Annotated in this window: 12 protein-coding genes; 2 read left to right on the top strand and 10 right to left on the bottom strand. The window is 48.4% G+C overall.

Annotated features, from left to right (window positions below):
- Positions 1-78: 78 nt before the first annotated feature.
- Entirely contained in the window at positions 79-4,080 is a 4,002-nt protein-coding gene (locus tag AAC052_RS16110) for an ATP-binding protein (protein ID WP_339814539.1), read from the bottom strand.
- A 212-nt stretch (positions 4,081-4,292) separates the two neighbouring features.
- Positions 4,293-4,889 (bottom strand): peptidylprolyl isomerase, encoded by a 597-nt coding sequence (locus tag AAC052_RS16105; RefSeq protein WP_339814537.1) that lies wholly within the window; start codon positions 4,887-4,889, stop codon positions 4,293-4,295.
- Positions 4,890-5,151: 262 nt separating this feature from the next.
- Here AAC052_RS16105 and AAC052_RS16100 point away from each other — a divergent pair, with 262 nt between their 5' ends.
- Positions 5,152-7,191: a penicillin acylase family protein gene (locus AAC052_RS16100; protein WP_339814534.1), complete on the top strand. Its 2,040-nt coding sequence runs from the start codon at positions 5,152-5,154 to the stop codon at positions 7,189-7,191.
- A 95-nt stretch (positions 7,192-7,286) separates the two neighbouring features.
- Here AAC052_RS16100 and AAC052_RS16095 read toward each other — a convergent pair whose 3' ends face one another.
- From AAC052_RS16095 to AAC052_RS16060, 8 genes are all read right to left on the bottom strand, one after another.
- Positions 7,287-8,288, bottom strand: a complete 1,002-nt coding sequence (locus tag AAC052_RS16095; protein WP_339814531.1) for a hypothetical protein — start codon at positions 8,286-8,288, stop codon at positions 7,287-7,289.
- Positions 8,289-8,420: 132 nt separating this feature from the next.
- On the bottom strand, positions 8,421-9,026 hold the full coding sequence (locus AAC052_RS16090) for a hypothetical protein (protein WP_317487528.1): 606 nt from the start codon (positions 9,024-9,026) through the stop codon (positions 8,421-8,423).
- A gap of 7 nt (positions 9,027-9,033) precedes the next feature.
- Entirely contained in the window at positions 9,034-9,537 is a 504-nt protein-coding gene (locus AAC052_RS16085; protein WP_317487527.1) for a sigma-70 family RNA polymerase sigma factor, read from the bottom strand.
- A 121-nt stretch (positions 9,538-9,658) separates the two neighbouring features.
- Positions 9,659-10,021, bottom strand: coding sequence for a hypothetical protein (locus AAC052_RS16080; RefSeq protein WP_317487526.1), 363 nt, complete (start codon positions 10,019-10,021; stop codon positions 9,659-9,661).
- A 77-nt stretch (positions 10,022-10,098) separates the two neighbouring features.
- The gene (locus AAC052_RS16075; RefSeq protein ID WP_339814528.1) at positions 10,099-11,277 is read right to left on the bottom strand and encodes an alginate lyase family protein; all 1,179 of its coding nucleotides are present in this window, start codon (positions 11,275-11,277) and stop codon (positions 10,099-10,101) included.
- Positions 11,274-11,669 carry a VOC family protein gene (locus AAC052_RS16070; RefSeq protein WP_339814525.1) on the bottom strand — a complete coding sequence of 132 codons (396 nt, stop codon included), beginning with the start codon at positions 11,667-11,669 and terminating at the stop codon, positions 11,274-11,276. The genes AAC052_RS16075 and AAC052_RS16070 overlap by 4 nt, the downstream gene beginning before the upstream one ends.
- 256 nt (positions 11,670-11,925) lie before the next feature.
- Entirely contained in the window at positions 11,926-14,553 is a 2,628-nt protein-coding gene (locus tag AAC052_RS16065; RefSeq protein ID WP_339814524.1) for an FtsX-like permease family protein, read from the bottom strand.
- Complete coding sequence (locus AAC052_RS16060) at positions 14,550-14,888, bottom strand: PadR family transcriptional regulator (protein WP_317487522.1); 339 nt, start codon at positions 14,886-14,888, stop codon at positions 14,550-14,552. The genes AAC052_RS16065 and AAC052_RS16060 overlap by 4 nt, the downstream gene beginning before the upstream one ends.
- A gap of 149 nt (positions 14,889-15,037) precedes the next feature.
- Here AAC052_RS16060 and AAC052_RS16055 point away from each other — a divergent pair, with 149 nt between their 5' ends.
- Complete coding sequence (locus tag AAC052_RS16055) at positions 15,038-16,015, top strand: NAD(P)H-quinone oxidoreductase (RefSeq protein ID WP_339814521.1); 978 nt, start codon at positions 15,038-15,040, stop codon at positions 16,013-16,015.
- Positions 16,016-16,078: the final 63 nt, after the last annotated feature.

Genomic DNA, 16,078 nt, shown 5'->3' with positions numbered 1-16,078 from the left:
ATCAGCCGTAATGAGGACTAGTTGTGTCCCCGAAAATTAGGCTTTAGCCAGCCATACCACTCTCAATTTTGGGTCAATTTATCTCAATTTTTGGCTTTTATGAGCTTTTACAAACTCAGAGGGAGTCAAATGAAACTGTTCCTTAAAACACTGACCGAAGTAGGAGGGGGTGTCAAAGCCAACGATGTACGACACCTGGCTGACTGGGTGGCCCGCCAGCAGTAGGGTTGTGGCTTTCTTCAATCGGTATTGCTTGATGAAATCCTTGGTGGAAATATTGAGTATTGCTTTGAGCTTTCGATTGAGTGAGCTTTTACTCATCGAAACTGTTTCCGCCAATGCCTCGACGTTGAGCGACGTGTCGTCTAACTTTTCGTCCAGAGATTTTTGAAGCTGCTTGACAAAAACGTCGTCGACATGGTCGACCCCGCTCTCAGGCGACTTGGGAAATACCTTGTCCAGCAGGTACTTTCTCAAATTGCTTTGCTCCTGCAGCAAGTTTTTTACCCGCAGCTCCAACTCCTTCATATTGAATGGCTTTGTCAGGTATTCATCCGCTCCAGATTCAAGGCCCTCAATCTTGGCCGATTGTGATGCTTTGGCGGTGAGCAGTATGAAGTTGATGTGGGCCGTGCGGGGGTCTTGTTTTGAAAGCTGACAGAGCTCAAACCCGTTCATCTGAGGCATCATCACGTCTGAAATTACAATATCAGGAAGCTCGTTGATCAGTAGGTTCCAGGCCGACTTGCCGTTGTTTGCCTCAAGGATGTGTCCGTGGCTTGAGAGGCCCTCTTTTATGAACGACCTGAGCTCGGCATTGTCTTCTACCACAAGTAAAACAGGCATACTGACGGGCTCTTCTCGGTCTCCACTATCAGCCATAGTCGTTTCTTTTTTGACGGGAGACGTATTTGTGGGCAGCTGATAGGCTGACTCGCTGATTTTTTGCGCAGGTAATACCAGTGTGAAAGCTGTTCCTTTGCCCAGTTGGCTTTCTACTTTGATGGTTCCTTCCAACAAATCCACAAGCTCTTTCACCAGCGCCAAACCTATGCCTGTGCCTTCGTGCTGTCTTGTAGAGGAGCCATCCACCTGATAGAAGCGTTCAAATATGTGGTCAAGCTGATCATGCGCAATACCAAGTCCGGTGTCTTCGATGCACAGCTCGACGAAATCTTGCTGTGAAGCAGGGCCAAGTGTGAGCATGACTTTTGCGTTTTTTTTACCGGGGCTGATAAACTTAATGGCATTGCCAAGCAGGTTGTAAATGATATTTTCCCATTTGCCGCTATCAAAAAGAAAATAACCTTCGGTTGCACTCGTCCTAAATGTCAGGTCGATGCCTTTCGACAATGCTTCAGCATGGAATGCGCCGACGCAGGCCTCCACAAACTGATTGAGGTCTCCTGTGGAGTTGCTGACGGGCATTTGTTTGCCTTCAATCTTCGATATGTCGAGCAGCTGGTTGACAAGGTTGAGTAGCTGGCGTGCGTGGCGATAGTTATTATCGAGCAGTGGTTTTATCGAAGGCGAAACGCCTGGGTCAGCAAGTTGTTTTTCAAGAGGAGATAGGATGAGGGTGAGGGGCGTGCGAAATTCGTGGGTAACATTAGAAAAGAATCGGGTTTTTAGTTCGTCCATCTCCCGCAACCTGGCCGCTTCCCTCAGGTTGAATTCGGCCTCCTGCTTTTCCCGCAACCTGTTCTTGTACACCTGCCAAATCGCCCTGATAATTAGTAATGCAAGCAGGGCGTAAGATAAATAAGCCCACCAGGTGCGCCAGGGAGGAGGAAGTATGGTGACTTTTACCTCTTTGACATGCTCACTCCAAATGTCCGAGGTATTGGTGCTTACCACCCTCAACGTGTATTTGCCGTGAGGTAGCTGGGCAAATCTGAACTTACGCTCATTGCCAATTTCTACCCAATTTTGGTCAAAGCCTACCAACTGGTAACGCAGCTTGTTTTTTTCAGGGGCATTGTACTGTACCGGAGCAAACTCAAAGCTGATGGTATTGCTATCGTAGGGTAAAATGAGTTCATCGAGCATAGCTGCACTGAAAGGGCTGCGGTTGCCTGCAAGGACAGGTTGATCGTTGATGAACAACGCCGAGAGAATCACCTGCGTGTTGCTGGTGTCGGCAACGAATGTCCTGGGATCAAATACCGAATAGCCGTTTGTGCCCCCCATAGCAATTCTTCCATCGGGTAGCAGCATTTGGTGGTGCCTGTTAAACTCTGTTTCAACCAATCCATCGGCCTTTGTGTAGTTGGTAATTCGTTCTGTCTCAGGATTGAAGCGGCTCACGCCAATATTGGTGCTCATCCAGATGTTGCCCAGGTTGTCTGGCACTATGCAGTTGATCGTATTGTTGGGCAGGCCATTGTTCGTGGTGTACGATGCCAGTAATTTGTTTTGAGATTTGCTCCATTTCAGCAGGCCCCCTCCCAATGTTCCTATCCACAAGTAGTCGGGATTTCTTTCATCAAATCTCACTGTATTGATAGAGTGCTTCCCGTTCGGTTTGATGTGCTGCACTACCTCCCCATTTCTTATTTGGTAAATCCCACCTATCGATGTGCCAACCCACAGGAATTTCTCATCGGCCAGAAGGTCTACCACAATATTATGGGCACCGTCGGGAACATTGGACTTGAGTTTCGTTAGCGACTGATCCACTGGCTTGAAATGAAAAATCGAAGCAACTGAATCAACAAGATATAAATCGTTGTCTGGACTTAGGGTGAAGGCGTCGGGCAAAAATTTAGGATTGTAAAACGGAGTTATTGACCCGGCGTTGAGCTTGAATATGCCGGGAGTATTGGGTGAGTTTTCAACTCCGAAAACAAGGGTTTCACTATCAAGATAATAGTATCTGAAATAGTAGGGTGTTACCTTGTCATAGCCCAGCGAAGCGACGTGGTCTTTGCTAACCTTGACCTCTCTCTCCAAAACGTCGGTTACAAAATTGTCCGAATAGAGGTAGGAGGTGAATCCGGGTAGTTCTAAGTTTACCTTGTACAGCCCGTCGGCGTCCATGCCGATCCAGAGGGTGTTGGTGCGGTCGACGAATAGCGCCGAAATGTCAAAGCTGCCGGGGTTCTTCCAAAGCCAGCTCACTTGATTGTTGGGCTCAAGCCGGTACACCTGTCGTTGAAAGACGAAAATGGGTCGACCCAGCCGGTCTTCTGTAATCAGGTAAGTTGGAAAAGCATTGACAAGATGGGCGACTTCAATTTGGATGAGGTCAAACTCTTTGCTGATGTTATTGAAATGCAGAAGCCCTTCCTTGCAACCGATAAGCAGGTCATTGTCTCCTTTTCCAAACAGGGTGGGTCTTTTGCGGATGCTGGCGCTGAGGTCGACTTTCAGGGGAAGCGAAATGGTCTCCGGCAGTGCGTTGGGGCTTTCGTATATTTTCAGCCCTTCGGGTGTCAACAGGTACAGCATTCCGGATGGCGTGATCCGAAAAGAATAGAAATCAAATTTTTCCCTTTCATACAGCACTTTGGAATAGGTTGCCAAACCGTTCGAGGTGCTGTCCATGATTTCGAACGATTCGTTGAGGGAAACATGCAACCAGTTGGCATTTCCGTCGTGCATCAACTCTTCGAGGTTGCGCCAATGAGTGCCCATGTTATCTGCACTATAAATCGCATTTGGCTCAATAGCCCGTTTTATGCTGAAGGTTTTTGGATTGAGGTAATCGACGGGGCCTACGACATGTTTTATCACAAGCTGCCCATTTTTATCGAGCAGCATGCGGTGGATGCGATTACTGGATAAGCCCACCGTATCGGACGAAAGTTGCCTGAGCGTTTGGAAACTGCTGCCATCGTATCGCACGAGTCCGTCCAGGGTACTTATCCACAAAAAGCCTATGCTGTCCTGAACAATACCAGTTACATAGCTTTGAGGCAGACCATTTTCAGGGTCAAACTTTTGATAGTTAACAAAAAGAGGTTGCTGGGCAGGTAGTCGTGTTGCTCCGCAAAATAATAGCGTCAGAATCAGCAGGCAATGTTTTAGCACATTGGTCGGGTTGGTGGCTTGGCCTGTTTTTCTTTTTAAAAAAAGCATATTCACCAAAGCGAAAATTCCTTTTAAGAAAAAGATTGAATGAAGATAAGCATACCCGGAGGCTGCTTTCCAACTGGTTGAGCGGGTTTAATTTGCATATATTTTTGATCGGAACCAACAATTGGGCTTATGACATTGAGGCGGCAGTGGGATAATGATGTTGATGAGTCTTTATTTAAGGCGCTCACGTTTTTCGCCAGCTATAAATCTGCTTAAGGTTGCGTCCCAGGTTCAAATCCACTCTGTCGGAGCTCTTCTTCGGTCATCTTGATAATGTTCACATCCAGCGGCACCCTTTCCAGCGGTGCATCCAACGAGTCGGTATCCATAGTTGCTATTTTATTAAGCACATCGAGCCCTTTGAACACTTGCCCGAAGATAGTATAGTCCCCATCGAGCCGAGGGATGCCGTCTTTGCGGTGCACAATGTAGAACTGGCAGCCAGCTGACAGCTTTTCGGGGTTGCCGTCTCTGCCCGCACCCACAGCACCATAGACGTGGTTGTGGGTGGGTTTGATTTCAGGGTCAAGCAGGTAAGGCGAATCGCTGAAGCCCTCGGGAGTGTCGGGGCAGCCTCCCTGGATAACAAAGTTCTCGATCACCCGGTTAAAGCTCAGGCTGTCCCAGTAGCTTTCGTTGGCCAGTTTGATGAAGCTTGCCTTATGGGTGGGCGTGTCGTCGTAGAGCCAGAAGAGCATTTCGCCCTGTGGCGTGATGATTTGGCCCACATCGTAGCGCTTCGCTTCTTTTGGCGATGAAGTGCAGGCAAAGGCCACGATGGCTATTAATGGAATGAGGTGCTTGTTCATAGAAGGGCGAATTCTGGCTTGTGCTGTGCAACCTCCGGTGGTTACATTTGACTAGCATAAAGTAGGTGATCTTTGGCGAATAACAAAGGGTGTTTTGGCAGATGGATCGGGAAGCCTTGTGTGAAGGCACAAACGGGAACAGTGGGCAGTTTAAGTCCTGCCAGTGGTCTTCGACAGGCTCAGACTGACATTCGTAGGACTTGAACCGTTTCAAAACATTTTGTTGCTACTTTTAGTCTGGACTAATACGATTCACTAAAACATGAGATACATCATCCTTCTCTTTCTGCTTGCAGCCGCTGTGGCCCAAGCCCAAATCGACCCGGCCAACATCACCATTGCCAGGGATACCTACGGGGTGCCGCATATCTTTGCGCCGACCGACCCTGAAGTGGCTTATGGCCTGGCCTGGGCACACGCCGAGGATGACTTTGAAACCATTCAGCAGGTGGCACTCATTAGCAAGGGAATGCTGGGCTCGTACCTTGGTAAAGAAGGAGCAAAGGCTGACTATGCCTTCAAGCTGCTCAGGTGCAGGCAGCTGGTGGAGGAGCAGTGGAGCACGATTAGCCCTGAGCTGAAAGCCCTGATCAATGGCTATATCCAGGGGTTGAAGGCCTACGCTGATGCCCACCCCGACGAGGTGCTGAACAAGCATGTTTTCCCGGCCGACGAGAAGGACTACCTGTCGGCGGTGGTTTTTTCTGTGGCTGTGTTCAGCGGGGCCGATCGAGCGTTGTCCAACCTCTTTGCTGGCAAAATGCCAACACTTCCCGGCTTCGATTCCCGGGGGTCGAATGCCTTTGCCATACACCCGAGCAAGACTACAACCGGTGAGGCTTTTCTGGCCATTAATGCCCATCAGCCACAGGAGGGGCCCGTAGCTTTTTATGAGGCGCATGTGCAAAGTGAGGAGGGCTGGAATATGCTTGGCGGTGTTTTTCCTGGAGGCTGCGTTATTTTTCACGGCACCAACGAAAACCTCGGCTGGGCGCATACCGTCAATATGTTCGACAAGGTGGATGTATTTCAGCTAGAAATGAATCCATCCAACAGCAACGAATACCGGTTTGACGACCAATGGCTGAAGCTTGAAAAGCAGAAGGTGAAACTGAAGGTGAAGGGCATTCCTGTTCGGATTGGCAAAAAGGCCTACTGGAGCGTGTATGGCCCCACAGTGAAAGCCGACAACGGCACTTTTTCTGTGCGCATGCCGGCGCTTATGGATGCCAAAGCGCTGGAGGAGTGGTACAGAATGAACAAGGCCCGCAACTTTTCGGAGTTCTACAAGGCGCTAAGCATGACCAGCCTTCCCATGTTCAATATTGTGTATGCCGACAGGTACGACACCATCTTTTACGTGAGCAATGGAAAGCTGCCCCGCCGCAACCCCGATCCACAGTACGATTGGAGCAGCACTTTGCCGGGGAATACTTCAGCCACCCTCTGGACAGCATTCAAAGGCATAGAGGAGTTGCCTCAGTATGTAAATCCGGGGGCGGGGTATCTTTTCAACACCAACCATGCTCCCTTTCTGGCTACTGCCCCAGCCGACAACCTCGACACGGCCAACTTTGATTCCAATGATGGCTTCTTTCGCAGGCACAACAACCGGAGCAAGCGGGTAATGGAGATAATGCCCGAAGGAAAACTCGACTACGATACTTTTAAGCAAATCAAATTTGACCAGCAGCTGCCGCAGGAACTACAATATGAAATCAACCTGGATGCCTTTTGGAACCTGGATGTGGGTAGGTACCCGGAGCTAGCCAATGTGATCAATAGTTTGCAGCAGTGGGACAGGAAAGCCACTGTGGACAGCAGGGGAGCGGCCGTTTTTCTGCTGATGTACTACAAACTTTACAGCAAGTATCGCAATGTTACCGGATTCCTGCCAGAAGAAGAAGCCGTGGCCACCTACCAATATGTACATGATTATATGATAGAACATTTCGACAGCGACACGGTCGCCCTGGGTGACGTGCAGAAACTGGTGCGGGGTGGTGTGGCATACCCCATCTGGGGTTTGCCCGATGCGCTAACGGCCATTCACTCACGGGAACAACCCGACGGCACCCGCAAGTCGGTGTCGGGCGATGCCTATATTGCCCTTGTGCGCTACCCAAAGGAGGGCTTACCCATCATTGAAACGGTGAACACCTATGGCGCCAGCATGCACCCCGATTCGCCCCACTTCAAAGACCAGCTGGAGCGGTTCCAACATCAGCAGCCCAAACACATGACCCTCGACAAGGACGAGGTGCTGCGCACGGCGGAAAGGGTGTATCATCCGGTGAGGTAGCAGGGCAACGAGCTGATTTCCATGTATTTTGGCAAGAAAAAGCCATAAAAAAAGCGTACCTGGAAAGGCACGCTTTTGGCTTCTGCTCCTGTTAATTACCCGTTTGCACTCTCAATTAGTTTCTGAATCATTTGATCCAAATATTCATTTAAAGCTTGAAGCGATTTGGTTTTATAGGCATCTCTGTCTGCTTTTACCTGATGGCTCACTTCTATCTTCTTGTCCTGCGTAATCACAATGTTCGCATAAGATGGCGTATAACTATTGCTGGACACATATTCCTTAAACTTTTTTTGCTCCACTACTCCTTCAATGGAGATATCACTTTTAGGACTGAATTGGATGATGGATAGTGCACCCAGGCCAGCGGCTCCCCCTTTCCAAACTACTCGTTCGAGTGTGGCTGAAGTTTCTATTTTTGAACCGAAAAACCCTTCAGATGAAGTGCCAATGGCTGTGGCAGCCAATACAAAGTCGACATTCCCTTTCATTTTGGCAGCTCCCGCAAAGCTACTGCCTTCTATGGTCACAAACTGAAAACTTACATTGGCTTCCAGCACAGGGATATCACCAAGATCCTTTGATAGTTTAGGTGTAACATCAAAAAAGGCATCTTTAGCTTTTCCTTTGTTGGTCACTCTTTTTACATAGTAGTCATACCCTGTTGGGGCTGTTGAGATATAACCAATAATTTGCGCCTGGCTCGGGGTGCCACCAGTCAGTTTGGTATAATCCTGGAACATTTCTGCTTTGCCAGCTTCCTCGCTGTCAACTATTTCATAACCTGCGTCAGCCAGCTTGCCCACCATTCTTTTGTAGGCCGCATCTGTAATTTCCTGAAAGTCTTCGGTCTCCAGGCCGACCAACCCCACAGACATCATTGAGGTGGCCTTATCCAGGTCTGAGTTAGTGGCGGTTTCTGAGTTAGACGATAACACCTGATAGTTGACAAAAAAGTCTTTGATGTAAATCTTTTTTGGTGCCTTCTTGATCTTGTTTTCGCCATAGCCCCAGTCTTTGACATTTTTTTCATTGACAATTTGGCTATTGCCTAAAAAAGGCAGGCAGAGGAGTGCGAGAACTAATAGCTTTTTCATAAGTCTGAATTTTGTATGGTGACAAATTTAGGTCTATGAATGAGGCAATAGTATACCCCGGAGAGGGTATATGGTGCTACCGTTAAAACGCACATTTAGTGTATTTGAGGTTTTTCGGATACTAGTGGAAACTCACTTTTCCTCTTTCAGCTCCTTCAAAAAGTCAATAGACTCCTGAAGCCCTTTGTTGGGGAACATTCGCAGGAAGAAAACGACAATGCCTGCCACCACAGCACTGCCCGCTACATAGGAATAGATCCATTGGTTGCCAAACTCGTACAAGCTAACCTCCGCTGCCGCTTTGGCTACCACGATCAGAAAAGGCGCCGAAAATAGTGGTATGATGACCAGCAGGCTATAAGCGTCATAGGCTTCAAGCTTTTTCAGTAGCGACAGCTTCCGCTGGGCTTCTGCCACCGAGGCCTTAGCGTTGATCTTGAAAAGCATGACCAGCTGCCCAATGTCAAAAATCAGGCTGTACAGCGTGATGACGATTAGCATAATGGATGGGATGAGAAACAAGTGATCGGCGTGGTGCCGGAACGCAAAGCCCAGCAGAAAATCCAGGAACCAGATGCCCACTACAATTTGAAAAATACTTGTCCATTTGATCTCTGAAAGGCTCGATTTCACCTTACTGAAGCTGATTGTCTTTACCAGCTCCTTGTTGATTTTCACCGTTTGATCCAGGGTTGGGTTGGCGTTGTTCCATATGCTTGTTAGTTGTTCAAATTCCATGACCTTTTTATTTAGTTGTTTCAAAATGGGTTTTTAACTCTTCTTTGATTCTCAGCTTTCGGGTGGAGATGTTGGATGCCGAGAGCCCCATGACTTCTGCTATTTCTTTGTTGCCGCATCCTTCCAGCTGCAATACCACAATGGCCTTGTCGACAGGCTTGAGCAGGTCGATGGCACGGTAAAGATGCTCCAGGTTTTCATCTGTCGTTTCGGCCTCCACCTGCATAATTTCTCCTTCGCTGTATTTGCCTGCCTGCACCGCACTTCTTGTCGTTACTTTTCTCAGGTGAGAGATAGAAGTGTTAAGAGCGATTCGGTAGGTCCAGGTGGAAACGGCGTAGGTATTGTCATAATTGGGGAAGGCCTTCCAAAGCTGAAGCACGATGTCCTGCATCAGGTCTTTCTGCTCCTCGGCATCCCTGCTATATACCCTTGCCACTTTGGCGATGAGCTTTTTGCAGCTTTCGAGATAGTCGATAAAAAGAGCTTCCTGTTGTTCTGTTCGTTTCACCTTGCTAAGTTTAAGCGATTTTTCAGTGCTTTTACTTCATTATTCACAGGAGGTGCCGAAATGTCACAACAGTGGGAATTTTTTTCTAAAAAATAAACAGGAGGCGGTCTTGGAGGACATCCTATTCGATGTGTTTCCTTAAGAGTGTATAGTATTTAGTGCTGTCTCCCGGAGCCAAAATGGGCATCGTATAGTCGCCTTTTGGCACAAAAACAGGCATTCTGTCGTTGGACGACTCTGCGATTTGGCCTGGCAGGTCATCCGCAATGGTAATATCTATCTCGTTGTCAGAGTTAAAATTTTTGAAGACGAACGGATGCACTTTATTACCAGGGATATTCAAAGGCGACAAATAAGAGAGGGTATCAAAGGGTCGTACAGGCGTGGGTTTTATGTTGCCAGTGCCCGGTGTTATGCCAGATTGAGACATTGCAACTGTTGCCGCTAAACACATGAATAGGGTAAACACGAGCCTGTTCTTCACTTGTTTTGCCTTTTGATTCAATACAATATATAAAAAATGCAACCAATTGCCTCCGAACCACGGCAAGGTCGCTGTCATCATTCTTTCACCCACAACAGCGGCTGCCTGATAAAGAAATTCCGGATCACTTCATCTTCTTCCGAGTCTGCTGGCAGCGTTTTCCACAGTTCCAGGTACTTATCATCCCCATAGGCTATATAGGAGAAAAGAAGGGCTGACTGACGCATTGGCCAGTCGTCAAAGTACATCACGTCTGGTGCGTAAGGCCAAGTGGCTTTGTCGGCAATGTAAGGAGCCATAAAATCAACGGCCTTTCTGACCTGCAGCGAGTCACCCACCTGGTATTGCCACACTTGGGGGTAACTTTTGCCTAAGATATGCAGCAGGGTATACGTCGCATCGAGGTTGAAGAGCGAGTAGCCATACGGTTTGGTGCGAGCCAGCTCTTTGGGAAACGAGCCATTGGCCGCCATTTGCTCGGGCAGGAGTGTTTGATCATAGAAGCCTTTAGTAGCAAACAGTAGCGAGTCGTTGCCGGTAAACACGGCATATTGTGCCACCTGCATCGCCCAGCAGGTGCTGTGGTTGTTGCCATTGTCCCGCTCTTCGATTCCGTAGGGATGCGTGGTGATCCAGGTATTGAATTGAGTAAACCAGTCCTTCGTTTTCTCCAAAGATTTGCCCGTCAACAAACTGTTTTCTTCCAGTACCATCAAGGCCTGCACTACTTCCACGAGGTGAATAGCGTCGATGATGCCGATACCCCTGCCTGTTACCCGACCGAAAATAGCCTGGCTGTAGAGCATGTCCGGGTTCATTCGGGTATCCTCATTGACAAACCAGGCATTAGTATGTTCAATGGCTTTGAGTGCATACTTGTCGTTATGCGTGATGGTCCATGCCGCCACCAGCGTGGGTACGATGATGCTCAGCCGCCTCATACGGTTGCGGTGCTCGACGAAATTGTCGGGATTGGTGAGCCCGTCTTTCCTAATGTAGGGTCCGCCTGAGTTCTCGGGGTCAGGCCACCAGTAGTCGCCTTCGGAATAGAAGTCGTGCGGGCCACCGGCGGAGCGGGAGCTGGTGACTTCTGTGATGGTTTGTATGTCGGCGGACAAGTATTCATCAGCCGCTATGAGCACCCGGTCTCGCTCAAGTTCCAGGATCTCCTTTCTAAGTGGGCTTATTGAAACAGAGCAAGAACATGCAATCCATACGATGGCTAGCGATAATAACCAGGGTAGTTTTTTCATCATACTGCATTTTCAGTCGGATGCCCGATTTCCCAGTCTAACCCGAACGGATCGGTCAGTCGACCCAACAACCACCCATGCTCTTCGCCGACTGGGAATACTTCAACTCCGCCAGCTTTGATAGCTTGCGCAAACATGCTGTGTGCGTCAGCCACGGTAAGGATCATGCGGATGGAGTCACCTCCGACAGGTTGGCGTTGTTTCGCATCTGCACTTTGCTCCCAGCTGATCCAAAATTCGGCACTCTCAACTGCGAGTCTGACAATCAGACCGCCTGACATGGCTAGTCGGTAGGTTTCTACTGCTCCGAAAGCATTTTTGTAGAAAGTGACGGCTGACTCACCCTCAGGCAAGGTTAGCCAGGGAGCGAGAGAGGTGGTGATGGGAGGAGTCATTTCAAAGAGGTTATGTGAGTGAGTGAATATAGTCAATAGTCACCAATGCCCGATATTAAAATGATACAGTCACGGGGCAATCTTATTTAAAATCATTTAGCTTCGGAATTCTTCTTTTTACCCTAATCCTAAAGGGAATGAGGAATTTCAAAGCTGTTTCACCCTTAAGGGTCGGGGTAAAAAACAGTTTTGAAATTTTTTTTCAACTAGTTTGTTTTAAATACGATTGCCCTGGATATAGCCACTCCAGAAGTCCTCAATCGTACCGCAAGGTCTTGCTTGGGTCCAGCTTCATCACCCTAAGGAGCTCTCTGGCAACGGTACCTGTTGAAATGACCAACAACAAGACCAGCGTGGCCACGAACGGCGTGCCTGTTAGCGAGACATGGTAGCCGAAATTCTGCAGCCATTCTTTGGCCACATAGTAGCCGACTGGCCAGGCAATAACGCTTGCCAGGAGAATAGCTGTCAAAAACTGTTTGGAGAACAGGTTAGAGATGTGCAGGTAGCTGGCACCAAGCACTTTCCTGATTCCAACCTCTTTGGTTTTTTGCTGCGTTACGAACCTGATATAGCCAAACAAGCCAAGGCAGGTGGTGATCAGCGCCAGCAAAGCCATAGTTCCCAATCCGCCGGCGAGCCGTTTTTCTGTTTCATAGAGCCTTTCAAACTCGTCATCCAGAAAGGTGTATTCGAACGGAAACTCGGGAAACATATCTGACCAGGTGGCTTCCAAATGCGCCAACCCCTCGGGAATATGGTTACCGTTGAGCTTTACGTTTATATAGAAATACCAGTAGGGTTTGACCAGGAAAATCATTGGTTTGATAGTCGAGTGAAGCGACTCAAAATGGACGTCGGGTATTACGCCAATCACTTTGCCTTTTCTCTTTTCCACCGGTTCGCCCGGATCGCCGGTATTGAATTCGGTGTCAAGCGTCGCTTCCAGTGGATTGTCGATGCCCAGCAGTTTTACGGCGCTTTCGTTGAGGATAAACGACCGGGTATCGCCGCCAGCTGCTTTCTCAAAGCCGTGACCTTGCAGAAAATCAATTTTGTAGGTGGTGAAGAAGTCTTCGTCTACAGCATTCGCTGCTATTTTGACCTCTTCTTGTCCATTGTAGGTCACGCCAATGGTATTGCCAATGCCATCCGTGGGTTTGTAAAACGAAAGAGATACATTTTCAATCGCCGGATTGGCCATCACGCTGTTTTTGAAAACATCCGGATTGTCACGGATTTGACGCCCATGAGGAATATACACGACCTGGTCTTTCGAATAGCCAATGGACTGATTCTGCACGTAGTCGATTTGCTCGAAAATGACGATACAGAAAATGATCAGGGCTGAAGCAAACACATACTGGAGGGTGAGCAAAGCTTTTCTCAGGAAGACTCCCGCCTTTCTTCTTTTCAATTGTATGGACTCGGCAATATTGGACCTGGAAAATAAGATAGCCGGATAAAGGCCTGTGACGATGGTTGTAACAATGATCAGGCCTGGCAAAGCGAGGAGCAGCCAGAGGTGCTGACTTAGGTCCAGCGTCACATTTGATACCATCAGGTAATTGAAGCCATCGATGCTGGCTGGGAGCATCAAAAGAGCAAGGACGAAACTAACCGTCACAAGCAGGAAAGTTTCAAACACAAACTGCGAAATCACCTGGCCCCTCGATGCACCAATGGCTCTTCGGATGCCCACTTCTTTGGCTCTTTCATGCAGCTGTGCCACCGTCAACGTTACGAAGTTGATGGAGGTGATAATCAGGATCAAAAGACCTACCGCTACAGCCAGTTGAGGGTAGATTGGGTCAATCACGTTGGTGTAGTTGGTAATGACTGAAGGATCGATGTGTATAGCCTTCACAGGTTGGAGAAATCCAAGATAGGCCTCGCTCGGCTTTTCGGTATCCTTCACATATTTGGTTACGAAAGCCGGAAAGCTTTCCTCAAACTGCTCCTTGCTGGCAGCGGGGGTAAGCTTTGCATAGGTGTAGCAGTAGTTCATGTTCCAACTGTCGGTAATGCTGGGTGGGAAAAGCGCTTCCGCTGTGCTGAACGATACCAGGAAGTCGAAGTTGATGTGCATGTTGTCGGGCCAGCGATCTATAACGCCCGTTACTTTCAGCGTTGAAAAGTCGCCATTCCATTTGAATTCAAGCAGATCACCCGGAGATACCGGCTGATTGAAGTATTTTTCAGCCGCTACGCTGGTCAAAACCACGCTGTAGGGCTCCTGAAGGGCATTTACAGGATTTCCCTGAAAATCTTCAAATGGGAAGATTTGCAGAAAATTGCCATCGGCCCAGATCATTTTCTCTTCGTAAAAGGACTTGTTGTCTTTTCTGAAAAGTGTTTTTGAGCGGTCTTTGAAAAAATGAGTGAACAGGTAGTCGGGATACTCATTTTGCAGTGTTTCAGCCAGGGGAAACGTGGTAGTAGCCACTTTGCCGGCTTCGGTGGTGCGGACGATCCGGTAAATATGATCAGCATGAGGATGAAAGGAATCGAATGACCGCTCGTAATTGTAGTAGAACAAAGAGAGCAAAAGTGCTGCCACGCCAAGCGAAAGCCCGACGACTCTGATGGCGCTGTAAAGCATATTTCTTTTGAACAGCCGTAGAGAGGAGGTAAAGAAATTACTAAGCATTGTGAAGTGGCTTAAAATGGATACTGTTTCTTTATTGAGTTCGGGCAGGCCTCGTTGCTCAAACCTGTTCATCACCCTGTCATAGGCATTGCAAAACGACTCACCTTTCTCCATTCGCTCCTCAATTTCGCTGCAAACATGATCCACCAGGTCTTCGTGCAGGGGATCATAGGTGATACCTTTCCTCCGAAGGTCCTTTTCGATCAGCTCTATTTGTGCGTCTTTCAGCTTCATACTGTGCCGGTGTTAGGTTGCATCAAAAGCTTCATGGTTGTCATGAATCTGTTCAACTCCTCCATGCGCACAACGGCTTCAGAAGAGCCTGTGGTGGTGATAGAATAGTAGCGCCGCACCCGCCGACCGATATGCACCTTTTCCATTTTGAGGAAACCCTCTTCGGTCATTTTGTGAAGGATAGGGTAGAGCGAGCCCTCGGGTAGCTGGATTTCCCCATTGGATTCTTCCTTTACCCGCTGGCTGATTTCATAGCCATACATCCTTTTGTTCTCGTTTAATAGTTTGAGAATCACGGTTTGATAGGTGCCTTTGAGGAGCTGAGATGAGTACATAGTTAATAAGTTGTAATGCAATATATCGTTATGCAATGTATTAACAAATATCTCCCATAATTTTTTAAAGACTGGAGCTATAAGTACTGCGATGTCAAGGTCATTCCATGTCCGTGTCTTAAATTGACTGGTGAATTAATAATGAGCCAATGAGAGCAATTACCATCACGTCGCCGGGTGGTCCGGAAGTCTTGCAGATAGCGGAGAGGCCTGTGCCCGAACTCAAACCTGATGAGGTCTTGATAAAAGTGGCTGCCGCCGGGGTCAATCGACCGGATATTATCCAGAGAGAAGGGAGGTATCCAGCGCCTCCGGGTGTCCCCGCCGATATTCCCGGATTGGAGGTAGCTGGCGTAGTAGAGCAAGTGGGTGCCGAGGAAAAGCGATGGAAGCCAGGCGATAAAGTCTGCGCTTTGCTGGCAGGAGGAGGCTATGCGGAGTATGTGAGCGTATCAGGTGTGCAATGCCTGCCGGTACCCCAGGGACTTTCTTTCGAAGAAGCGGCATCGCTACCCGAAACCTTTTTCACTATTTGGACCAATGTGTTTGACCGGGGAAGATTCAAGTCGGGAGAGAGTTTTCTGGTGCATGGGGGTACATCGGGCATAGGTGTGGCGGCAATTCAGATGGTGAAAGCGCTCGGCGGCAGGGTGTATGCCACGGCAGGTACCGATGAAAAGTGTGCCTATGTGGAGAAGTTAGGGGCGACTAAAGGCATCAACTATAAAAAGGAAGACTTTGCCGAAGTAATAAAGGCCCTGGAACCTAAGGGGCTGGACATCATCCTCGATATGATAGGGGGTGACTATACGCCAAAGAATATTGCCCTGCTGGCAACGGAGGGACGGCTCCTGATCATCAACGCTATGGCAGGTGCTACCAGCCAGGTGGATATGATGCGAGTAATGGTGAAAAGGCTGACAATCACAGGCTCCACATTGCGAGTGCGTGAAAGTAGCTTCAAGGGAGCCATCGCTGCCAATTTGGAAAAGCACGTGTGGCCTTTAGTGGAAAGTAAGGTGATCAAACCTGTCGTTTATAAAACATTTCCCCTGGAGCAGGCTAGTGAGGCTCACAAGCTAGTGGAAAGCAGCGAGCACATTGGGAAGGTGGTGCTTACGGTGTAATTCGAAGCAACACACTCATTTCACACCCTCGATTTCTTTCCTTATTTTCATATTCTCAGTGTC

The organism is uncultured Imperialibacter sp., from assembly GCF_963974565.1.
Taxonomy (GTDB): Bacteria; Bacteroidota; Bacteroidia; order Cytophagales; family Cyclobacteriaceae; genus Imperialibacter; species Imperialibacter roseus.
This window is presented reverse-complemented; position numbering and strand designations above follow the sequence as displayed.

Bases quoted from the DNA above. Each gene is read 5' to 3' on its own strand.
- AAC052_RS16110 (WP_339814539.1), bottom strand. From the start codon at position 4,080: ATGCTTTTTTTAAAAAGAAAAACAGGCCAAGCCACCAACCCGACCAAT.
- AAC052_RS16105 (WP_339814537.1), bottom strand. From the start codon at position 4,889: ATGAACAAGCACCTCATTCCATTAATAGCCATCGTGGCCTTTGCCTGC.
- AAC052_RS16100 (WP_339814534.1), top strand. From the start codon at position 5,152: ATGAGATACATCATCCTTCTCTTTCTGCTTGCAGCCGCTGTGGCCCAA.
- AAC052_RS16095 (WP_339814531.1), bottom strand. From the start codon at position 8,288: ATGAAAAAGCTATTAGTTCTCGCACTCCTCTGCCTGCCTTTTTTAGGC.
- AAC052_RS16090 (WP_317487528.1), bottom strand. From the start codon at position 9,026: ATGGAATTTGAACAACTAACAAGCATATGGAACAACGCCAACCCAACC.
- AAC052_RS16075 (WP_339814528.1), bottom strand. From the start codon at position 11,277: ATGATGAAAAAACTACCCTGGTTATTATCGCTAGCCATCGTATGGATT.
- AAC052_RS16070 (WP_339814525.1), bottom strand. From the start codon at position 11,669: ATGACTCCTCCCATCACCACCTCTCTCGCTCCCTGGCTAACCTTGCCT.
- AAC052_RS16065 (WP_339814524.1), bottom strand. From the start codon at position 14,553: ATGAAGCTGAAAGACGCACAAATAGAGCTGATCGAAAAGGACCTTCGG.
- AAC052_RS16060 (WP_317487522.1), bottom strand. From the start codon at position 14,888: ATGTACTCATCTCAGCTCCTCAAAGGCACCTATCAAACCGTGATTCTC.
- AAC052_RS16055 (WP_339814521.1), top strand. From the start codon at position 15,038: ATGAGAGCAATTACCATCACGTCGCCGGGTGGTCCGGAAGTCTTGCAG.